Consider the following 22,806-nt stretch of genomic DNA (forward strand, 5'->3'; position numbering starts at 1 on the left):
CTAAGCATACAGTAATTTAATTGCTGGTACATCATATCTTTTTTTTCAGACAGTTGTATTATTAGTAAAAAGAGAAATTAAACGTATAAAATCTATTGAGAAGTAGGTATGATTAAATGAAAATTACAATCAGACAAGAGCAAATGGAAAATTATAAAGTCACCGAAAGTTTAGTTAAGCTTGCATTTGAAAATATGGAGTTTAGTGAATTAAATTAATTAGCATACCTAGTAATTAAGGTATCAGATTTTTTATCAAACATTTTTTTACTAGATGTAATTAAGACTAATGGTCTATAACCCCTACTGAATTCATCTTTTTGAAACTTTAACTCATACTTTAGCCTATTCTTATCTTGAATGACAAATATTTTCTCCTTATAACTAGACTTAGATTCTTCCAGTTCAAAGGTCAGCCCTTGTAAGGTATAATCCGATTCTATTAACTCCATGTCCGTAAACTCAACTTTTAACGTGTTAATCTTTGATTTTAATGGTTTGTTCAATTCAATTAGAACTTTGTATAAGTTCCCTTCTTCCTTTGTAGTTAACGTGATCGTAACTTCCTCATTATGTTTAATGACTTGTTTCCATCTAAAATCATCAATAAAGTATGTAATCAAAAATATGATGAGTGACAAGAAGAATATAGATAATTTCCAGTTTGATTTAATAATTGACACACAAACAACCTCCCTATTCTAAACGGTCTTATTCTACTAATATATGTATTTTTCCTTCAAAACTCGAAAAAATTAGCAAGTATATCATCATAATGTGATATTATTTTCCTTATTAGATTCACGTACAAAACTGACAAAGGGGGACTACCCATATGAATTTCGTACTTATCTTCGGGCCTCAAGCCGTTGGTAAAATGACAGTGGGGCAGGAGTTACAAAAGATAACAGACTTAAAGCTTTTTCATAACCATATGACAATCGAGTTAGTTAACCCTATTTTTAATTATGGAACAGAGGAAGGAAAAAGATTAGTAAGCTTGTTTAGAAAAGAGATGTTTGAAGCTGTGGCAACAAGTGATCTAGAAGGGTTAATCTTTACTTATGTTTGGGCATTTGATCAACGACCAGATTGGGAGTATATAGAAAGCGTTTGTGCAATTTTTGAATCACATGGAGGCTCCGTCTTCTTTGTTGAGCTAGAGGCTGATACGGAAGAAAGGATAAAGCGTAATAAAAGTCCACACCGTCTTGAGCATAAGCCAACTAAGCGAGATATCGCATGGTCCGAAGAACAATTAATTAATACAATGGCACAATATAGACTTAACTCTTTATATGGAGAAATTAAAAGAGAAAATTATATTAGAATTAATAATACGAACTTTAGTGCAGATAAAGTTGCTACCATTATAAAAGAAACTTTTAAGTTATAAGTAGGTAAATTACTCGTTTTAGGCAAAAGGAGCGGCAAATGAAAATACGAAGATTATTCCGAGAAGAAATAGCACCTATGGAATTACTACTGTTAGCAGATCCATCTACATCTATGGTTGAGGAGTACTTAAAAAGAGGAGAATGCTATGTTTGTGAAAGTAATGAAGAGGTTGTTGGTGTTTATGTTCTAGTAGCCACTAGTCCCGAAACTGTTGAATTAGCTAACATAGCTGTTAAAGAGGAATTACAAGGTTGCGGATTAGGTAAAAGATTAGTAATCAATGCTATAGAAACTGCTAAAATAAATGGATATAAAACAATAGAAGTTGGTACAGGTAATTCAAGTATTAGCCAACTGGCACTATATCAAAAATGTGGGTTTAGAATTACTTGTGTCCATAAAGACTTTTTCACCGAACACTACCCAGAAGAAATATATGAAAATGGGATTCAGTGTAGAGATATGATTCGTTTAACACAAGATTTATGAGTTAAATAATGTTTTCTTATTATGCTAATAAAGGACTTTTTTAAAGGTCGCTGTTGATTTCCGTGCAAGACTTCGCTTTCCGCGTAAATTTCTAGTTTCTCTCGCACGGATATCAACAGCTCTTAAGTAATTAAAATCAATAGTAAGCACTAACAGAGCCTAATATAAAAAAGACAGTACAGAGGTCTCCCCCCTATTACTGTCTACTTAGTCTTTCTACTTCAGCTTCTAATTTATATACTCTTCTATTTAATACTTCTGTGCGATCATCAACATGCTCTACAATCTTTTCTGTATATTCACCAAGACTTATCGACTAGATTTTTTTGAAGCTTTAATTGACCTACTTCTAACCTTTGTTGTCCTAGTTTTAATTCATTCATATCATTTTCTAATCTGCTTTGGCCATGTTCTAATCTACTTTGCCCTTGTTCTAATTTTTCTTGTCCTAGCTTTAGGCCACTGATGTCAGTTTTCAAACTTGTTAATTCAGCTAGAATTTCTTTTAACAATTTTTCCATTTGACTGGCCTCCTATATCAATAGGATTCATTCTCTATTATACCATTCAAAAATTTACTCGACTATTATTTATTACTACATTATACGAACAAAAAAAAGCCCAGCGTCGTCACACTGAACTTTTTTATCTTTGCCTGGCAACGTCCTACTCTCACAGGGGGACAGCCCCCAACTACCATCGGCGCTGAAGAGCTTAACTTCCGTGTTCGGTATGGGAACGGGTGTGGCCTCTTCGCCATCATTACCAGACATATGAAATTTTGAAGGATGTTCCTTCAAAACTAGATAACATATTTTCATGTCAAGAAAGTGATTGTATCGTTCTAATTTGGTTAAGTCCTCGATCTATTAGTATTCGTCAGCTACACGTGTCGCCACGCTTCCACCTCGAACCTATCTACCTGATCATCTTTCAGGGATCTTACTAGCTTGCGCTAAAGGAAATCTCATCTTGAGGGGGGCTTCATGCTTAGATGCTTTCAGCACTTATCCCGTCCGCACGTAGCTACCCAGCTATGCCTTTGGCAAGACAACTGGTACACCAGCGGTGCGTCCATCCCGCTCCTCTCGTACTAAGGACAGCTCCTCTCAAATTTCCTGCGCCCACGACGGATAGGGACCGAACTGTCTCACGACGTTCTGAACCCAGCTCGCGTACCGCTTTAATGGGCGAACAGCCCAACCCTTGGGACCGACTACAGCCCCAGGATGCGATGAGCCGACATCGAGGTGCCAAACCTCCCCGTCGATGTGGACTCTTGGGGGAGATAAGCCTGTTATCCCCGGGGTAGCTTTTATCCGTTGAGCGATGGCCCTTCCATGCGGAACCACCGGATCACTAAGCCCGACTTTCGTCCCTGCTCGACTTGTAGGTCTCGCAGTCAAGCTCCCTTGTGCCTTTACACTCTACGAATGATTTCCAACCATTCTGAGGGAACCTTTGGGCGCCTCCGTTACTCTTTAGGAGGCGACCGCCCCAGTCAAACTGCCCCCCTGACACTGTCTCCCACCCCCATTAGGGGTGCGGGTTAGAATTTCAATACAGCCAGGGTAGTATCCCACCGACGCCTCCACCGAAGCTAGCGCTCCGGCTTCTCAGGCTCCTACCTATCCTGTACAAGCTGTACCAAAATTCAATATCAGGCTACAGTAAAGCTCCACGGGGTCTTTCCGTCCTGTCGCGGGTAACCTGCATCTTCACAGGTACTATAATTTCACCGAGTCTCTGGTTGAGACAGTGCCCAGATCGTTACGCCTTTCGTGCGGGTCGGAACTTACCCGACAAGGAATGTCGCTACCTGAGGACCGTTATAGTTACGGCCGCCGTTTACTGGGGCTTCGGTTCAAAGCTTCGCTTGCGCTAACCTCTCCCCTTAACCTTCCAGCACTGGGCAGGCGTCAGCCCCTATACTTCGCCTTGCGGCTTCGCAGAGACCTGTGTTTTTGCTAAACAGTCGCCTGGGCCTATTCACTGCGGCTCTCTCGGGCTTTAACACCCTAACAGAGCACCCCTTCTCCCGAAGTTACGGGGTCATTTTGCCGAGTTCCTTAACCAGAGTTCTCTCGCTCACCTTAGGATTCTCTCCTCGCCTACCTGTGTCGGTTTGCGGTACAGGCACCATTCTCCTCGCTAGAGGCTTTTCTTGGCAGTGTGAAATCAGGAACTTCGGTACTAAATTTCCCTCGCCATCACAGCTCAGCCTTTATGAGAAGCGGATTTGCCTACTTCTCAGCCTTACTGCTTGGACGCGCATATCCAACAGCGCGCTTACCCTATCCTCCTGCGTCCCCCCATTGCTCAAACGGAGTGCAGGTGGTACAGGAATATCAACCTGTTCTCCATCGCCTACGCCTTTAGGCCTCGTCTTAGGTCCTTACTAACCCTGAGCGGACGAGCCTTCCTCAGGAAACCTTAGGCATTCGGTGGATGGGATTCTCACCCATCTTTCGCTACTCATACCGGCATTCTCACTTCTAAGCGCTCCACCAGTCCTTACGGTCTAGCTTCAACGCCCTTAGAACGCTCTCCTACCACTGTTCGTAAGAACAGTCCGCAGCTTCGGTGATACGTTTAGCCCCGGTACATTTTCGGCGCAGAGCCACTCGACCAGTGAGCTATTACGCACTCTTTAAATGGTGGCTGCTTCTAAGCCAACATCCCGGTTGTCTAAGCAACTCCACATCCTTTTCCACTTAACGTATACTTTGGGACCTTAGCTGGCGGTCTGGGCTGTTTCCCTCTTGACTACGGATCTTATCACTCGCAGTCTGACTCCCATGGATAAGTCTTTGGCATTCGGAGTTTGACTGAATTCGGTAACCCGATGAGGGCCCCTAGTCCAATCAGTGCTCTACCTCCAAGACTCTAACACATGAGGCTAGCCCTAAAGCTATTTCGGAGAGAACCAGCTATCTCCAGGGTCGATTGGCATTTCACCCCTACCCACACCTCATCCCCGCACTTTTCAACGGGCGTGGGTTCGGGCCTCCATTCAGTGTTACCTGAACTTCACCCTGGACATGGGTAGATCCCCTGGTTTCGGGTCTACGACCACGTACTCATTCGCCCTATTCAGACTCGCTTTCGCTACGGCTCCGTCTCATCGACTTAACCTTGCTCGGGATCGTAACTCGCCGGTTCATTCTACAAAAGGCACGCTATCACCCGGGTTTTTTCCGAAGAAAAAACATAGGGCTCTAACTACTTGTAGGCACACGGTTTCAGGATCTTTTCACTCCCCTTCCGGGGTGCTTTTCACCTTTCCCTCACGGTACTGGTTCACTATCGGTCATTAGGGAGTATTTAGCCTTGGGAGATGGTCCTCCCTGCTTCCGACGGGATTTCTCGTGTCCCGCCGTACTCAGGATCCACTCAGGAGGGAACGAAGTTTCAACTACAGGGCTTTTACCTTCTACGGCTGACCTTTCCAGGTCGCTCCATTTACCCCGTTCCTTTGTAACTCCATGTTGAGTGTCCTACAACCCCAAGAGGCAAGCCTCTTGGTTTGGGCTAATTCCGTTTCGCTCGCCGCTACTCAGGAAATCGCGTTTGCTTTCTCTTCCTCCGGGTACTTAGATGTTTCAGTTCCCCGGGTCTGCCTTCATTACCCTATGTATTCAGGTAAAGATACTACTCCATTACGAGTAGTGGGTTCCCCCATTCGGAAATCTCTGGATCAAAGCTCACTTACAGCTCCCCAAAGCATATCGGTGTTAGTCCCGTCCTTCATCGGCTCCTAGTGCCAAGGCATCCACCGTGCGCCCTTAATAACTTAACCTCGATATCGCGAATAGATATCTAATAAAGAAAATTTACTAAGATGAACGATACTTTTGATGTATCTTGACATTACTTATGTTATCTAGTTTTCAAAGAACATGTTTCGATAGCTTTTATACTGTCTAAAGTTTGAAAGAGGAATGCTCTCTCAAAACTAAACAAAACAACAAGCGTATTATACCTTAGACAGGAGGTGATCCAGCCGCACCTTCCGATACGGCTACCTTGTTACGACTTCACCCCAATCATCTGTCCCACCTTAGGCGGCTGGCTCCTAGGCACAACTTAACTTCCTATCATAATTATAAGAGGCTAAGTTGTGCCCAGGTTACCCTACCGACTTCGGGTGTTACAAACTCTCGTGGTGTGACGGGCGGTGTGTACAAGGCCCGGGAACATATTCACCGCGGCATGCTGATCCGCGATTACTAGCGAGTCCAGCTTCATGTAGGCGAGTTGCAGCCTACAATCCGAACTGAGAACGGTTTTATGGGATTGGCTCGACCTCGCGGTTTTGCTGCCCTTTGTACCGTCCATTGTAGCACGTGTGTAGCCCAGGTCATAAGGGGCATGATGATTTGACGTCATCCCCACCTTCCTCCGGTTTGTCACCGGCAGTCATCTTAGAGTGCCCAACTTAATGCTGGCAACTAAGATCAAGGGTTGCGCTCGTTGCGGGACTTAACCCAACATCTCACGACACGAGCTGACGACAACCATGCACCACTTGTCACTTTTGTCCCCCGAAGGGGAACGCCCTATCTCTAGGGAAGGCAAAAGGATGTCAAGACCTGGTAAGGTTCTTCGCGTTGCTTCGAATTAAACCACATGCTCCACCGCTTGTGCGGGCCCCCGTCAATTCCTTTGAGTTTCAGTCTTGCGACCGTACTCCCCAGGCGGAGTGCTTAATGCGTTAGCTGCAGCACTAAGGGGCGGAAACCCCCTAACACTTAGCACTCATCGTTTACGGCGTGGACTACCAGGGTATCTAATCCTGTTTGCTCCCCACGCTTTCGCGCCTCAGCGTCAGTTACAGACCAGACAGTCGCCTACGCCACTGGTGTTCCTCCACATCTCTACGCATTTCACCGCTCCACGTGGAATTCCACTTTCCTCTTCTGCACTCAAGTTTCCCAGTTTCCAATGACCCTCCACGGTTGAGCCGTGGGCTTTCACATCAGACTTAAGAAACCGCCTGCGCGCGCTTTACGCCCAATAATTCCGGACAACGCTTGCCACCTACGTATTACCGCGGCTGCTGGCACGTAGTTAGCCGTGGCTTTCTGGTTAGGTACCGTCAAGGTACCGGCAGTTACTCCGGTACTTGTTCTTCCCTAACAACAGAGCTTTACGACCCGAAGGCCTTCATCGCTCACGCGGCGTTGCTCCATCAGACTTTCGTCCATTGTGGAAGATTCCCTACTGCTGCCTCCCGTAGGAGTCTGGGCCGTGTCTCAGTCCCAGTGTGGCCGATCACCCTCTCAGGTCGGCTACGCATCGTTGCCTTGGTGAGCCGTTACCTCACCAACTAGCTAATGCGCCGCGGGCCCATCTGTAAGTGATAGCCGAAACCATCTTTCAATAAAGAACCAGGAGGTTCTTTATATTATCCGGTATTAGCTCCGGTTTCCCGAAGTTATCCCAGTCTTACAGGCAGGTTGCCCACGTGTTACTCACCCGTCCGCCGCTAATCTGACTAAAGCAAGCTTTTATCAGATTCGCTCGACTTGCATGTATTAGGCACGCCGCCAGCGTTCGTCCTGAGCCAGGATCAAACTCTCCGAAGAGTGTTTGAGCTTATGCTCATTTTGTTGCTGACTAATGTCAATTAATTGTTTGTTGTTAATCTTAAAGATTAACTTACACGCTGTTGTTTTGTTTAGTTTTCAAAGATCATTCATTGCTCTAAAGCAACTTTATTAGTATATCAACTTCAACTTTCGAAGTCAACAACTTTTTTATTTTATTTTTATCAACTTAATCAAAAAAATTAATTAGTTGATGGATTAGTATCATACCTCATATCACCTTACGGTTCAACCTGTAATATTTGGTAATAACTAGATTAAAAAAGGAATAGATGTTAAATCTATTCCCTGCCTGGCAACGTCCTACTCTCACAGGGGGACAGCCCCCAACTACCATCGGCGCTGAAGAGCTTAACTTCCGTGTTCGGTATGGGAACGGGTGTGGCCTCTTCGCCATCATTACCAGACATATGAAATTTTGAAGGATGTTCCTTCAAAACTAGATAACATGTTTTCCTGTCAAGAAAGTGATTGTATCGTTCTAATTTGGTTAAGTCCTCGATCTATTAGTATTCGTCAGCTACACGTGTCGCCACGCTTCCACCTCGAACCTATCTACCTGATCATCTTTCAGGGATCTTACTAGCTTGCGCTAAAGGAAATCTCATCTTGAGGGGGGCTTCATGCTTAGATGCTTTCAGCACTTATCCCGTCCGCACGTAGCTACCCAGCTATGCCTTTGGCAAGACAACTGGTACACCAGCGGTGCGTCCATCCCGGTCCTCTCGTACTAAGGACAGCTCCTCTCAAATTTCCTGCGCCCACGACGGATAGGGACCGAACTGTCTCACGACGTTCTGAACCCAGCTCGCGTACCGCTTTAATGGGCGAACAGCCCAACCCTTGGGACCGACTACAGCCCCAGGATGCGATGAGCCGACATCGAGGTGCCAAACCTCCCCGTCGATGTGGACTCTTGGGGGAGATAAGCCTGTTATCCCCGGGGTAGCTTTTATCCGTTGAGCGATGGCCCTTCCATGCGGAACCACCGGATCACTAAGCCCGACTTTCGTCCCTGCTCGACTTGTAGGTCTCGCAGTCAAGCTCCCTTGTGCCTTTACACTCTACGAATGATTTCCAACCATTCTGAGGGAACCTTTGGGCGCCTCCGTTACTCTTTAGGAGGCGACCGCCCCAGTCAAACTGCCCACCTGACACTGTCTCCCACCCCGATTAGGGGTGCGGGTTAGAATTTCAATACAGCCAGGGTAGTATCCCACCGACGCCTCCACCGAAGCTAGCGCTCCGGCTTCTCAGGCTCCTACCTATCCTGTACAAGCTGTACCAAAATTCAATATCAGGCTACAGTAAAGCTCCACGGGGTCTTTCCGTCCTGTCGCGGGTAACCTGCATCTTCACAGGTACTATAATTTCACCGAGTCTCTGGTTGAGACAGTGCCCAGATCGTTACGCCTTTCGTGCGGGTCGGAACTTACCCGACAAGGAATTTCGCTACCTTAGGACCGTTATAGTTACGGCCGCCGTTTACTGGGGCTTCGGTTCAAAGCTTCGCTTGCGCTAACCTCTCCCCTTAACCTTCCAGCACCGGGCAGGCGTCAGCCCCTATACTTCGCCTTGCGGCTTCGCAGAGACCTGTGTTTTTGCTAAACAGTCGCCTGGGCCTATTCACTGCGGCTCTCTCGGGCTTTAACACCCTAACAGAGCACCCCTTCTCCCGAAGTTACGGGGTCATTTTGCCGAGTTCCTTAACCAGAGTTCTCTCGCTCACCTTAGGATTCTCTCCTCGCCTACCTGTGTCGGTTTGCGGTACAGGCACCATTCTCCTCGCTAGAGGCTTTTCTTGGCAGTGTGAAATCAGGAACTTCGGTACTAAATTTCCCTCGCCATCACAGCTCAGCCTTTATGAGAAGCGGATTTGCCTACTTCTCAGCCTTACTGCTTGGACGCGCATATCCAACAGCGCGCTTACCCTATCCTCCTGCGTCCCCCCATTGCTCAAACGGAGTGAAGGTGGTACAGGAATATCAACCTGTTATCCATCGCCTACGCCTTTCGGCCTCGGCTTAGGTCCTGACTAACCCTGAGCGGACGAGCCTTCCTCAGGAAACCTTAGGCATTCGGTGGATGGGATTCTCACCCATCTTTCGCTACTCATACCGGCATTCTCACTTCTAAGCGCTCCACCAGTCCTTACGGTCTAGCTTCAACGCCCTTAGAACGCTCTCCTACCACTGTTCGTAAGAACAGTCCGCAGCTTCGGTGATACGTTTAGCCCCGGTACATTTTCGGCGCAGAGTCACTCGACCAGTGAGCTATTACGCACTCTTTAAATGGTGGCTGCTTCTAAGCCAACATCCTGGTTGTCTAAGCAACTCCACATCCTTTTCCACTTAACGTATACTTTGGGACCTTAGCTGGCGGTCTGGGCTGTTTCCCTCTTGACTACGGATCTTATCACTCGCAGTCTGACTCCCATGGATAAGTCTTTGGCATTCGGAGTTTGACTGAATTCGGTAACCCGATGAGGGCCCCTAGTCCAATCAGTGCTCTACCTCCAAGACTCTAACACATGAGGCTAGCCCTAAAGCTATTTCGGAGAGAACCAGCTATCTCCAGGTTCGATTGGCATTTCACCCCTACCCACACCTCATCCCCGCACTTTTCAACGTGCGTGGGTTCGGGCCTCCATTCAGTGTTACCTGAACTTCACCCTGGACATGGGTAGATCACCTGGTTTCGGGTCTACGACCACGTACTCATTCGCCCTATTCAGACTCGCTTTCGCTACGGCTCCGTCTCATCGACTTAACCTTGCACGGGATCGTAACTCGCCGGTTCATTCTACAAAAGGCACGCTATCACCCGGGTTTTTTCCGAAGAAAAAACATAGGGCTCTAACTACTTGTAGGCACACGGTTTCAGGATCTTTTCACTCCCCTTCCGGGGTGCTTTTCACCTTTCCCTCACGGTACTGGTTCACTATCGGTCACTAGGGAGTATTTAGCCTTGGGAGATGGTCCTCCCTGCTTCCGACGGGATTTCTCGTGTCCCGCCGTACTCAGGATCCACTCAGGAGGGAACGAAGTTTCAACTACAGGGCTTTTACCTTCTACGGCTGACCTTTCCAGGTCGCTTCATTTACCCCGTTCCTTTGTAACTCCATGTTGAGTGTCCTACAACCCCAAGAGGCAAGCCTCTTGGTTTGGGCTAATTCCGTTTCGCTCGCCGCTACTCAGGAAATCGCGTTTGCTTTCTCTTCCTCCGGGTACTTAGATGTTTCAGTTCCCCGGGTCTGCCTTCATTACCCTATGTATTCAGGTAAAGATACTACTCCATTACGAGTAGTGGGTTTCCCCATTCGGAAATCTCTGGATCAAAGCTCACTTACAGCTCCCCAAAGCATATCGGTGTTAGTCCCGTCCTTCATCGGCTCCTAGTGCCAAGGCATCCACCGTGCGCCCTTAATAACTTAACCTCGATATCGCGAATAGATATCTAATAAAGAAAATTTACTAAGATGAACGATACTTTTGATGTATCTTGACATTACTTATGTTATCTAGTTTTCAAAGAACATGGTTCGATAGCTTTTATACTATCTAAAGTTTGAAAGAGGAATGCTCTCTCAAAACTAAACAAAACAACAAGCGTATTATTCCTTAGAAAGGAGGTGATCCAGCCGCACCTTCCGATACGGCTACCTTGTTACGACTTCACCCCAATCATCTGTCCCACCTTAGGCGGCTGGCTCCTAGGCACAACTTAACTTCCTATCATAATTATAAGAGGCTAAGTTGTGCCCAGGTTACCCCACCGACTTCGGGTGTTACAAACTCTCGTGGTGTGACGGGCGGTGTGTACAAGGCCCGGGAACGTATTCACCGCGGCATGCTGATCCGCGATTACTAGCGATTCCAGCTTCATGTAGGCGAGTTGCAGCCTACAATCCGAACTGAGAACGGTTTTATGGGATTGGCTCGACCTCGCGGTTTTGCTGCCCTTTGTACCGTCCATTGTAGCACGTGTGTAGCCCAGGTCATAAGGGGCATGATGATTTGACGTCATCCCCACCTTCCTCCGGTTTGTCACCGGCAGTCATCTTAGAGTGCCCAACTTAATGCTGGCAACTAAGATCAAGGGTTGCGCTCGTTGCGGGACTTAACCCAACATCTCACGACACGAGCTGACGACAACCATGCACCACCTGTCACTTTTGTCCCCCGAAGGGGAACGCCCTATCTCTAGGGAAGGCAAAAGGATGTCAAGACCTGGTAAGGTTCTTCGCGTTGCTTCGAATTAAACCACATGCTCCACCGCTTGTGCGGGCCCCCGTCAATTCCTTTGAGTTTCAGTCTTGCGACCGTACTCCCCAGGCGGAGTGCTTAATGCGTTAGCTGCAGCACTAAGGGGCGGAAACCCCCTAACACTTAGCACTCATCGTTTACGGCGTGGACTACCAGGGTATCTAATCCTGTTTGCTCCCCACGCTTTCGCGCCTCAGCGTCAGTTACAGACCAGAAAGTCGCCTTCGCCACTGGTGTTCCTCCACATCTCTACGCATTTCACCGCTACACGTGGAATTCCACTTTCCTCTTCTGCACTCAAGTTTCCCAGTTTCCAATGACCCTCCACGGTTGAGCCGTGGGCTTTCACATCAGACTTAAGAAACCGCCTGCGCGCGCTTTACGCCCAATAATTCCGGACAACGCTTGCCACCTACGTATTACCGCGGCTGCTGGCACGTAGTTAGCCGTGGCTTTCTGGTTAGGTACCGTCAAGGTACCGGCAGTTACTCCGGTACTTGTTCTTCCCTAACAACAGAGCTTTACGACCCGAAGGCCTTCATCGCTCACGCGGCGTTGCTCCATCAGACTTTCGTCCATTGTGGAAGATTCCCTACTGCTGCCTCCCGTAGGAGTCTGGGCCGTGTCTCAGTCCCAGTGTGGCCGATCACCCTCTCAGGTCGGCTACGCATCGTTGCCTTGGTGAGCCGTTACCTCACCAACTAGCTAATGCGCCGCGGGCCCATCTGTAAGTGATAGCCGAAACCATCTTTCAATAAAGAACCAGGAGGTTCTTTATATTATCCGGTATTAGCTCCGGTTTCCCGAAGTTATCCCAGTCTTACAGGCAGGTTGCCCACGTGTTACTCACCCGTCCGCCGCTAACCTGACAAAAGCAAGCTTTTATCAGATTCGCTCGACTTGCATGTATTAGGCACGCCGCCAGCGTTCGTCCTGAGCCAGGATCAAACTCTCCGAAGAGTGTTTGAGCTTATGCTCATTTTGTTGCTGACTAATGTCAATTAATTGTTTGTTGTTAATCTTAAAGATTAACTTACACGCTGTTGTTTTGTTTAGTTTTCAAAGAGCTTCTTTATTATCTTGTCGCCCAGAAGCGACTTTTCTAATATAACACGTTTCAACAATACATGTCAACATGTTTTTGAATTTCTTTCTTGTCAACCGAGCTTGTTAGTCTCGTGAGGACAAGAATTAATATACCACGTATTACAATAGTACGTCAACTGTTTTTCTAGAATAATATTATTTATAGTGTCGGATGCTTTTGTCACATCTTATAAAACCCCCGAATCTGATCCAAGCGCGTCTCAACTATCACATATTGGAATTTTATAGCAATTAACTAAACTAACTAGTTTCTTCTATATAATATCTACACTTTCCAGAGATTCAATTAGTCACACAAAGACAAGTATTCATCACAACATTACCTAATCATATGACTAGGAAGATGTTTTTGACCATTTTTCGATCTTCCGGTTATTTGTGTTTCAATTTTAGATATTTATATTTCAACTTGATTAGGTTGTGTAACAATTGCCACTGGAAACATAATTCAACTCGACTTGTGTTTCAATTATCCAACTTGTGTTTCAACTTTATACATTTCTATTTCAATCTTCATACTTTGTGTTTCAATACTTTTTCACCATCACCCAAAGCACAGAACATACAAAAAAACACATGCACCTAGAATCAGGTGCATGTGTTCAAGAGTAAATTTTCTATTCTACTAAGAAGATGAAGTACAGGATAAAGATAAAGAACAAACCATACATGATTGGGTGAATCTCTTTCCCTCTACCTTTTAAGATCATTGTAATTGGGTAGAAGATAAATCCTACCGCAATACCAGTTGCGATGCTGTACGTTAAAGGCATTGCAATAACAGTTAAAAATGCTGGAACAGCGATTTCGAAACGATCCCAAGCAATCTTCCCTAAAGAAGATACCATTAGCACACCAACGATAATTAACGCTGGAGCCGTAACTGGTGCAGTAATTACAGATAATAAAGGAGAGAAAAATAATGCTAGCAAGAATAGTCCAGCTGTTACAACGGATGTAAAGCCAGTTCTCCCTCCCGCCGCTACACCTGCAGATGATTCAATGTAAGATGTTGTCGTAGATGTACCTAATACAGAACCGGCAACTGTTGCAGCTGAATCAGCAAATAGCGCTTTGTTAGCACGAGGCAACTTGCCATCTTTCATGAAACCTGCTTGGTTTGCAACAGATACAAGTGTACCTGCAGTATCAAAGAAATCAACGAATAAGAAAGTTAAAATAACAACTAGCATTTGAATCGTAAAAACATCACCTAAATGAGTAATTGCTGCTCCGAAAGTTGGACCTAAGCTTGGTACAGGCCCCACAACATCACTTACTGTTGTAGGAGCTTGAATTAATCCAACTACCATACCAGCAATAGCTGTAATTACCATTCCGAAGAAAATACCGCCTTTAAAGCCTCTTACCATTAAAATGACTGTTACTACTAATCCAAAGATTGCAAGTAGCGTATTACCATTCGTTAAGTCACCTAGTTGAACTAGGGTTGCATCTTGTGAAACAATAATACCTGAGTTTTGGAAACCGATAAATGTAATAAATAATCCAATACCCGCTCCAACTGCATATTTCAATTGTTCAGGGATGGCATTTATAATTTTTTCACGAACACCGAATAATGTTAAAAAGATAAAAATAATACCGGATACGAATACACCCGCTAATGCCGTTTGCCAAGGAATACCCATTACTAACACTACCGTATAAGCAAAGAATGCGTTTAACCCCATTCCTGGTGCTAGTGCAATTGGGTATTTAGCATAAAGACCCATAATTAAACATCCGATTGCTGCTGCTAATGCAGTAGCTGTAAATACCGCACCTTGATCCATTCTCATGGAATCTGGAAGATCAGGAACAGATCCTAGTGATAACATAAATGGATTAACAATTAAGATGTATGCCATTGCTAAGAATGTTGTCAAACCAGCAATAGATTCCTTCCTGTAACTTGTACTGTGCTTTTCAAACTCAAAATAACGCTTCATATGGTGCATCCTCCTCGAATATAAATAAAATTAAAAAAAGCGCTCTTTCTAACCAGAGCGCTTAACATACGAGGACATAGAAAACAGAGATTCAACCCAATTCAAAACAATAAAAAGGGCATCTATATTTTACAATATCTCGTAGTCAAGCTATTTAAGGTAGCCTGGTAGAAACTTTCGGGCCATATTCCCGACATTATACGACATATGAACTATTAAATTATTACTCTCTCATTTTATTTCACACCAAAAGAAAAGTCAACTAAAAAACGAACATTCTTTAAAGAATGTTCGTTTTCATTCGTATTTAAACTAGAAATTACTTATTCCCACTCGATAGTTGCTGGTGGTTTACTTGTAATATCGTAAACAACTCGGTTGATATGATTTACTTCATTTACAATTCTTGTCGAAATAGCTTCTAGTACATCCCATGGAATTCTAGCCCAGTCAGATGTCATTCCATCAATAGACGTTACCGCGCGAATACCAATTGTGTAGTCATACGTACGCTGATCTCCCATTACTCCTACAGAACGAATGTCAGGTAGTACTGTGAAGTATTGCCAAACATCACGCTCTAATCCAGCTTTTCTAATTTCATCACGTAAAATTGCATCTGACTCACGGACGATCTCTAACTTTTCTTCTGTCACTTCTCCTAAAACACGAATACCTAATCCTGGTCCTGGGAAAGGTTGACGCCAAACCACTTCGTCTGGCATACCAAGCTCAGTTCCTAACGCACGAACTTCATCTTTAAATAGCGTGTTTAATGGTTCGATTAATTGGAACTGCATATCTTCTGGAAGTCCACCTACATTATGATGCGATTTAATCGTTTGAGCCGTAGCTGTACCACTTTCAATAATATCCGTGTAAAGTGTACCTTGTGCTAAGTAATCAATACCTTCTAACTTAGAAGACTCATCATCAAATACATAGATAAATTCGTTGCCGATAATTTTACGTTTTTGCTCAGGGTCAGAAACACCTTTTAATTTTGCCATGAAACGTTCTTTTGCATCTACTTTGATCACATTCATGTTAAAGCCTTCTGTGAATGTTTTCATTACTTGTTCCGCTTCACCTTTTCGCAATAGGCCGTGGTCAACAAAAATACATGTTAACTGGTCACCAATTGCCTTATGAATTAATACTGCTACCACAGATGAATCTACCCCTCCACTTAGGGCACAAAGAACCTTTTTATCTCCAACTAAGTCGCGAATTTTGTCCATTTCTAACTCAATGAAGTTTTCCATTGACCAACTTTCCGTACATGCACAAACTCCGAAAACAAAGTTCTTTAACAAGTCATTTCCGTATACAGAATGGCGTACTTCTGGGTGGAATTGCACTCCATAAAGGTTACGTTCTTCATTACTAATTCCAGCAATCGGACAAGAACTACTAGTAATGTCCGTTACAAAACCTTCTGGCGCTTCCACTACAAGGTCACCATGGCTCATCCAAACCACTTGTTGCTCAGGTAGTTCGTTATAAATTGTTGATTGATTTGTTACGGTAACAGTAGCTTTTCCATACTCACGGTGTGCCGCTTTCTCTACTCTTCCACCAAAGTGTTTTGTCATTAATTGCATACCATAGCATATTCCAAGTACCGGAACACCTAAGTCAAAGATTCGCTCATCACAGCTAAATGCATCTTCTCCGTATACACTGTTTGGTCCGCCAGAAAAAATGATACCTTTTGGGTTCATTTCTTTTATTTCTTCTGCTGTAATCGTATGAGGGTGTAACTCACTATATACACCAAACTCACGAATACGACGAGTAATTAACTGATTATATTGACTACCAAAATCTAAAACGACGATCATTTCTTGAATATTTTCCATCCTTCTCACACCCCATATACAGAATTGTGTTGTAGACTTATTTTTTCCTATAGTAGAAATTTCATGTCTTGAATAAACAAAAAAGACTAAAATTCTATTCTCCAAATAAGTATGAAGAAGGCAGAATCCTAGTCTACTAGAAAAAAACTGCCTTCATAGTCAGGTCATTTACGGCGACCCGGTAGAGACTCTCGAACCATATTATCGAGGATATATGAAGCCAATATATATAAGTTGTTCATTTAATGTTTCTTATTCTATCAGTCTGTCACACTACGGTCAAGATGATCTCTTTTTAATTAAATTTTCCCACAATTCAATGGATTTTTCCCATTCTTCTTTTGAAGAATTACCTCTATAAATGACACGCTCAAAACGATCAGTCAACGTCTGCATTTCCGAAGACTTAAAATAATGGTCTACTTGTTTGGCGTATTCGCGCAAAGTTTGCCCTTGTTCTCTCGTAAGTCCATTGGCTTGCATGTGCTTTAATAATTTGGCATAGGCAAGCGAGAACACTTTATCATCTTTTCTATTCTTATATAGAAGAATGTATAGATGCGGGGACCATTTTTTCCTTGTCGTCCATAACAACAAGAAAGTTAAAGCGAACGCTCCAACAATCAAACCGACAGCCTTCCAAGAAAAAGTAATATCTAGCGCAAAGTCAATTCCAGTCGTATTGTTTCTATCAGCTTTTTCTTCTGGTAACTCACTTTCACTTCTATCACGACCATCTACATTTTCTTCCGCTCGTTCTGGAATTTGGTCTTCTCCATTACCGTTTTCTCCTTCACCTGAAATGGATTCATACGTAAAGCGGTATGGGTTGTTAAAACCGCTAGTCGGTTCAAACGTTACCCACCCTACTTCAGGGAAATACACTTCTACCCATGAGTGTGCATTATTGTTGGCTACTTCATATACTCTTGTTCCATCAGCATTTAGTGTAACAAATTCTCCTTCAGAATACCCTTTTACCCATCGAGCTGGTATTCCAACGGATCTGAGTAGTACAACCATTGAGGTTGAAAAGTTATCACAGTAACCCATTTGCGTTTCAAATAAAAATTGATCCACGTAATCTTCATTACCTCTTGGAACAGCAACGTTCGTTGTTTCATATTCAAAGTCATTACGGGCAAAATATCTTTCCACTGCTACTACTTGATCGTATCTCGATTGAAAAGATCCTGTAATTTCTTCTGCTAAATTTTTCACACGATTAGGTAAAGAAGATGGCAATTGCGTATATCTATTATAAAAATCCTCATCACTTTCTGAACCCGTTCCACTTTGCACTGCTTTTAAACGTTCAATATAAAATGTAGGATATTCATATTCCACCATATAAGAATCTAACAGTACCTCATTATTGTTGGAACTGTTTCTCGTTACAATTTTTTGTGTAGCTTCATTAAATTCATACCGAACTTCAACGTCTTCATCGAGTGCTTCCACGTTTGTAACACCAATCGGATAGTTAATATGAGGGTATTTTAACTCCATAAACAACTTTGCAGTCAAATTATCTGTTGATACTTCGTCCGCAAACCAAGGAAAAGCAGATATATCACCGTCATCTACACGATTGATAGCATCGTCCGTATTATCCCAACCTTTTCCGGTGTATATGTCCTTTGATTCTACTCTCCAATAATGTCTACGCTCTACCTCTGCTTTAAAAACGACAGTAGGATCGCCAATAAATGGCCCACCAAGACGACTATCATCTTCTCCATAGCCAATTTTCTTCACATCGCCAGTGCCATTACCTATCCCTTCACCGACACTTGTTAAAAATGGAACTGGATCTGGCCATACCGGCTCCGCTTTAGGAGAAAGGTAACCGAATGCAGTGGATACTAAAACGAATACGACAAGAGGAGTTCCCCAAGCAATCCAAATTTTCTTATCTTTGAACAAACCCTCTTTTTCTCTTAATCGCTCCATATAAACAAAACCAACAATCAACATACCTACAAACATTAGTCGAACAATAGCCATACTACCATCATATATGGTGAAAGTATCTAGTATTGCTACATATGATATCGTCATCACGACAAACAGAAACATTTTTTTACGATGTAAAATCCAATAGATTAGTAAATAACTAATTAGCCATAACAAAATAAACAATAGCAGCGTTCTAAACAGATTGCTCATCGCAGACCAATCGTTCACCAGCATAATATTAAAGTTATATTTCATGTGACTCCAAAAAGCTTCTAGCCATGCTTTGCTCAAAAAAGATTCCATGAAATATAGACTATGCAAAAAGTAAAGTAAAAAACCAGCTTGTATCGTGACTTTTATGATTGGAACTAATTGTAGATAGGAAATTGTAAAGGCCACACCAACAAACACTACGAAAACATATAAATTTGCCGTATCTGTTATCTGATTTAGAGGCCTAACCCATTCTAACAAAAGTAAGAAACCGAACAAGTGCATTAATAATGAATACATGGTTCTTTCTGAATGAGTCGAGTTGGACATAGTTAACTCACCTCACTAAACATAGACGTGTAATGTCCTTTTGATATTGTCCTCACATCTACGTTCCTTCTTTTTAATGACTCCATAAGCGTTAGTTCTTCTTTAGAAATTTTCTTACCATCATCCTTCGTGAGGTAAAGTTGCAAATTCATGTTGCGATAAGTTAATTTTTCGATCGTTTGAACGGTATCCTTTTCTAACTTCCCAGTCACAAATATAAACGTAACATGCGGAGAGACTTTTCCGATTTCCATTTCAACTGTATTGCCGAAGCTAGACAGGTTGTTTGGTTGCACACGTGCTAAATGATAATACATTTCTGCAAAATGTTCTTCACCGCTCCTCATACTAAAATTGGAGCGATCTTTTCCAATGGATACAAGACCTACTTGTGAACCATACTTTAATACAGCTTTCGTCAAAGCCGCCGTTACACTAACCGCACTTTCAAAGGAAGATTGTTGTGAGCGGTCTAATATAATTAACACATCATGACTTTGTTGCTGTTCGAACTCTTTGGTCATAATATCATTTCTTCGTGCTGTAGCTTTCCAATCAATCCAAGAAAATCTGTCTCCAGGTTGATATTCACGAACACCAACTGTCATTGATGTATCACGAATTAACTTCATCTTGGAGGAAGTTGAACCTTGGTCAAATTTATTTTCGTTTTGCTTATAAACCATTTCTTCATAATGAGGATATACTAGAAATGAATTTTTCACACGGATGATTCTTTCTTTTTCTACAAGACCAAAAAAATCACCACATTTTACACGAACAGTTGTGAACGTATGCTCTCCACGCGGTATGCGTTCTAGAGCATATTGGAAAGTAAAAGAACGTTTGAACCATGGGAAAAATATTTTTTTAGCTTGTGTAGATTGTTGACAAAAAACTAAGTCAGAGGGCATTATTTCTTCCACTAATAAGTAACTGACCGGAAACGGTAAAATGCGATTTATTGTAATCGTCCCAATTAATCTATCTCTTGCTCTATATTTCTCTTTGTCTAATGTTCTGGATACTTTTATATCTCTTAACGGGTATAACAATATCATAAAAGAGTAGATAGCAAATGGCAGGAAGCTGAAAAATAAAAACCAACTAACAAAACCACCTTGAAACATTGCGAATACAAAGAGAATGGCGACAAGAAATAAAAAAGTAGATAACTTCGAGATCTTTTTTAGTTTCTTGAATTTCATCATGATCTACTCATCGACCTTTGTACTGGAACAGGTGTGCGATTTATTACTTTATCTATAACTTGTTCTGCCGTAATTCCTTCAAACTTCGCTTCCGATTTTAAAATAATACGATGTGTTAAAGCATATTTTGCTAAGTATTGAACATCATCTGGAAGTACATAATCTCTGCCTTTAACAAAAGCATAGCTTTGCGCCGCTTTCATAAGTGCAACAGATCCACGAGGACTCGCTCCTAAATAAACCGCTTGATGGGTACGTGTACGATTCATCATATCTACAATATATTCTTTTACCGTTTGGTCTACATGCACTTCTTTTACTTGTAACTGCATTTCTCGTAGCTCTTCTAAAGTCACAACCGACTCTAATTCATGGATTGGTTGGCGCTTTTCTGTTGAATTTAAAATATCCACCTCTTCTTGTGGTGTTGGGTATCCCATATTCATTTTAAACAAGAAACGGTCTAATTGCGCTTCTGGTAGTGGATATGTCCCTTCATATTCAATCGGATTTTGAGTAGCCATAACAAAGAAAGGTCTATCGAGTTGCAAAGTGTTGCCATCAACCGTAACACTTGCCTCTTCCATACCTTCAAGTAACGCAGCTTGTGTTTTTGGAGAAGTACGATTAATTTCATCTGCTAAAATAATATTGCCCATAATTGGTCCTGGACGGAATTCAAAACGTAATTCTTTTGGATTGTAAACGGAGCTTCCGGTAACATCTGAAGGAAGTAAGTCTGGGGTAAATTGAATTCTTTTAAATTCTGCTCCAACTGATTTTGCTAGAGCTCGAACCATCATTGTTTTTCCTACTCCTGGAACGTCTTCTAATAAAACGTGTCCGCCTGCTAATAATGATACAACACTTAACTCTGCTACATGTTGCTTACCTATCATTACTTTTCCAATATTATCTATAATTCTTTGCACTTGTGGTTGCATGTTCTCCATATTCCTCTCGTCCCCCTATGTTCTATCTTTATCTTTTAATTTTTGACAAAATATCCTAACTTACTTACTATTCGAGACCTAACGCTTGTTTCCCTTTCTTATTTTCTAAATTTTCCTTATATATACATAATAACAAATTAAAGCTTCTAAAGGATAATGTGAGGTATGGCCAATTTTAGGTAAAAATAGATCTACTATTAAACAGTTATAAGAACGCATAATAGATAAAAAGGTTTCATTAAACATTACACCTCTGTTGATTTCCGAGCATGTCATCGCTTCTCCTGCAGGTGTATACGTTGTAAGGAATAATATTTTATCAAGGTTATCTAGCTAATGATTTCTGCGCATGTTTAATCATTTAGCTTTGTTAAAGTTTAGTATTGATTATTATATACTAATACCTGTTGATTTCCGTGCAAGGCTGAGACTCCTGCGGGAGAAGCGGGGAATGGGAGACCCCACAGACGCTTGCGTCGAGGAGGCTCCCGGCCCGCCCGCGGAAAGCGAAGCCTTGCACGGAAATCAACAGCGAACATTAACACAGCCAATCATTTAAAGAGGCCGATGAAGTTCATCGGCCATTAAATATTGGGTGCAGTTGTACTTCATCGGGCTTATGAAGTTCATTGGGCATTAAATATTGGGTGGAGTTTTACTTCATCAGGCTTATGAAGTTCATTGGGCGTTAAATATTAGGTGTAGTTGTACTTCATCAGGTTTATGAAGTTCATCGGCCATTAAATATTGGGTGGAGTTGTACTTCATCAGGTTAATGAAGTTCTTTTCTAGAGAGTTCATCAAGGATTATCTTTCGTATCAAATAATTTCTTTGTTCCATTAATAAGTAGAGGCCCGCAAGAACAAAAAATGTTCTTACAGGCCTCCTCAATTTAGTTCGCTGGTTTTGTCCCAGCCTTTAATTATTATTCGTTATCTTGGTCGTGTTCTACGTCAACTTCTGTTCCATCTTCAAACGTAATTTTTACTTCTAGTTTTTCATAGCTTTCATCTAAGTTGAATCCATCAATTACAGCTCTAAGTATTTCTTCTTCTGTCATCATGCTATTAATATCTAACGATTGGAAGATTCCTTCTAGCTCTGTATAAGCTTCGTCACCTTCTAGGTTCATACCAGTTCTTGCATCATCGATTTCTGCATGAACTTCGTCTGTTTTGTGCTCATAATATACTTCATAATTTTCTCCCATACCTTCATAGCTTGCCTTCATATCAAAATGAGTAAAACCAAATGCTGTTGTTGCTGGCTCTTCTTCTTCAAAAACCTCTCCATCGTCACCATCCATGTCAAAACCATCATTCTCATCTTCTACTACTACATCCTCTGGTGCTGGATTATCTACTTCCGTGTCTGTGTTACAACCAACTAAAAATAACGATGCTGCAAATACCCCTGTTAAAATGTAAGATGTTTTTTTCATTTACTTGTCCTCCTTGT

General features: G+C 42.7%; 10 protein-coding genes, 6 rRNA genes and 2 riboswitches. Of the genes, 2 read left to right on the forward strand and 14 right to left on the reverse strand.

The features are described 5' to 3' along the window. Positions 1 to 214: 214 nt before the first annotated feature. Positions 215 to 682 (reverse strand): hypothetical protein, encoded by a 468-nt coding sequence (locus CDZ92_RS14090; RefSeq protein ID WP_096155830.1) that lies wholly within the window; start codon positions 680 to 682, stop codon positions 215 to 217. Between the two features lie 152 nt (positions 683 to 834). Here CDZ92_RS14090 and CDZ92_RS14095 point away from each other — a divergent pair, with 152 nt between their 5' ends. Next, a complete protein-coding gene (locus CDZ92_RS14095) occupies positions 835 to 1,395 on the forward strand; it encodes an AAA family ATPase (protein WP_096155831.1) in 561 nt (186 codons plus the stop codon). A 38-nt stretch (positions 1,396 to 1,433) separates the two neighbouring features. Next, positions 1,434 to 1,886: a GNAT family N-acetyltransferase gene (locus CDZ92_RS14100; RefSeq protein WP_096155832.1), complete on the forward strand. Its 453-nt coding sequence runs from the start codon at positions 1,434 to 1,436 to the stop codon at positions 1,884 to 1,886. A 299-nt stretch (positions 1,887 to 2,185) separates the two neighbouring features. Here CDZ92_RS14100 and CDZ92_RS14105 read toward each other — a convergent pair whose 3' ends face one another. From CDZ92_RS14105 to CDZ92_RS14165, 13 genes are all read right to left on the reverse strand, one after another. Beyond that, positions 2,186 to 2,407 carry a hypothetical protein gene (locus tag CDZ92_RS14105; RefSeq protein WP_255249829.1) on the reverse strand — a complete coding sequence of 74 codons (222 nt, stop codon included), beginning with the start codon at positions 2,405 to 2,407 and terminating at the stop codon, positions 2,186 to 2,188. A gap of 132 nt (positions 2,408 to 2,539) precedes the next feature. Next, a 5S ribosomal RNA gene (rrf, locus tag CDZ92_RS14110) occupies positions 2,540 to 2,656 on the reverse strand. 79 nt (positions 2,657 to 2,735) lie between these two features. Beyond that, positions 2,736 to 5,685, reverse strand: a 23S ribosomal RNA gene (locus CDZ92_RS14115). Positions 5,686 to 5,873: 188 nt separating this feature from the next. After that, positions 5,874 to 7,474, reverse strand: a 16S ribosomal RNA gene (locus CDZ92_RS14120). A 311-nt stretch (positions 7,475 to 7,785) separates the two neighbouring features. Beyond that, positions 7,786 to 7,902 (reverse strand): 5S ribosomal RNA (gene rrf, locus CDZ92_RS14125). A gap of 79 nt (positions 7,903 to 7,981) precedes the next feature. Beyond that, positions 7,982 to 10,931: ribosomal RNA gene (locus CDZ92_RS14130) — 23S ribosomal RNA — on the reverse strand. A 188-nt stretch (positions 10,932 to 11,119) separates the two neighbouring features. Beyond that, positions 11,120 to 12,720: ribosomal RNA gene (locus tag CDZ92_RS14135) — 16S ribosomal RNA — on the reverse strand. The 16S, 23S and 5S rRNA genes sit together here, the layout of an rRNA operon. Positions 12,721 to 13,484: 764 nt before the next feature. Further along, positions 13,485 to 14,819, reverse strand: coding sequence for an NCS2 family permease (locus CDZ92_RS14140; RefSeq protein WP_096155833.1), 1,335 nt, complete (start codon positions 14,817 to 14,819; stop codon positions 13,485 to 13,487). A gap of 122 nt (positions 14,820 to 14,941) precedes the next feature. Next, positions 14,942 to 15,043: riboswitch (purine riboswitch) on the reverse strand. A gap of 99 nt (positions 15,044 to 15,142) precedes the next feature. Continuing rightward, positions 15,143 to 16,681, reverse strand: coding sequence for a glutamine-hydrolyzing GMP synthase (gene guaA, locus CDZ92_RS14145; RefSeq protein ID WP_096155834.1), 1,539 nt, complete (start codon positions 16,679 to 16,681; stop codon positions 15,143 to 15,145). Positions 16,682 to 16,817: 136 nt separating this feature from the next. Then, positions 16,818 to 16,919: riboswitch (purine riboswitch) on the reverse strand. Positions 16,920 to 16,960: 41 nt separating this feature from the next. Continuing rightward, positions 16,961 to 19,183 carry a DUF4129 domain-containing transglutaminase family protein gene (locus CDZ92_RS14150; RefSeq protein ID WP_096155835.1) on the reverse strand — a complete coding sequence of 741 codons (2,223 nt, stop codon included), beginning with the start codon at positions 19,181 to 19,183 and terminating at the stop codon, positions 16,961 to 16,963. Positions 19,184 to 19,185: 2 nt separating this feature from the next. Then, positions 19,186 to 20,394 carry a DUF58 domain-containing protein gene (locus tag CDZ92_RS14155; RefSeq protein ID WP_227521558.1) on the reverse strand — a complete coding sequence of 403 codons (1,209 nt, stop codon included), beginning with the start codon at positions 20,392 to 20,394 and terminating at the stop codon, positions 19,186 to 19,188. After that, the gene (locus CDZ92_RS14160; RefSeq protein ID WP_096155837.1) at positions 20,391 to 21,347 is read right to left on the reverse strand and encodes an AAA family ATPase; all 957 of its coding nucleotides are present in this window, start codon (positions 21,345 to 21,347) and stop codon (positions 20,391 to 20,393) included. Before CDZ92_RS14160 ends, CDZ92_RS14155 begins: the two co-directional genes overlap by 4 nt. Before the next feature lie 926 nt (positions 21,348 to 22,273). After that, complete coding sequence (locus tag CDZ92_RS14165; protein WP_096155838.1) at positions 22,274 to 22,789, reverse strand: YusW family protein; 516 nt, start codon at positions 22,787 to 22,789, stop codon at positions 22,274 to 22,276. Positions 22,790 to 22,806 lie beyond the last annotated feature (17 nt).

This window comes from Bacillus sp. FJAT-45066 (genome assembly GCF_002335755.1).
Classification (GTDB): Bacteria; Bacillota; Bacilli; order Bacillales; family Bacillaceae_I; genus Bacillus_CD; species Bacillus_CD alkalisoli.

Coding starts and splice junctions, on each gene's coding strand:
- CDZ92_RS14100 (WP_096155832.1), top strand. CDS start 1,434: ATGAAAATACGAAGATTATTCCGAGAAGAAATAGCACCTATGGAATTA.
- CDZ92_RS14150 (WP_096155835.1), bottom strand. CDS start 19,183: ATGTCCAACTCGACTCATTCAGAAAGAACCATGTATTCATTATTAATG.
- CDZ92_RS14095 (WP_096155831.1), top strand. CDS start 835: ATGAATTTCGTACTTATCTTCGGGCCTCAAGCCGTTGGTAAAATGACA.
- CDZ92_RS14155 (WP_227521558.1), bottom strand. CDS start 20,394: ATGATGAAATTCAAGAAACTAAAAAAGATCTCGAAGTTATCTACTTTT.
- CDZ92_RS14105 (WP_255249829.1), bottom strand. CDS start 2,407: ATGGAAAAATTGTTAAAAGAAATTCTAGCTGAATTAACAAGTTTGAAA.
- CDZ92_RS14160 (WP_096155837.1), bottom strand. CDS start 21,347: ATGGAGAACATGCAACCACAAGTGCAAAGAATTATAGATAATATTGGA.
- CDZ92_RS14140 (WP_096155833.1), bottom strand. CDS start 14,819: ATGAAGCGTTATTTTGAGTTTGAAAAGCACAGTACAAGTTACAGGAAG.
- CDZ92_RS14165 (WP_096155838.1), bottom strand. CDS start 22,789: ATGAAAAAAACATCTTACATTTTAACAGGGGTATTTGCAGCATCGTTA.
- guaA (WP_096155834.1), bottom strand. CDS start 16,681: ATGGAAAATATTCAAGAAATGATCGTCGTTTTAGATTTTGGTAGTCAA.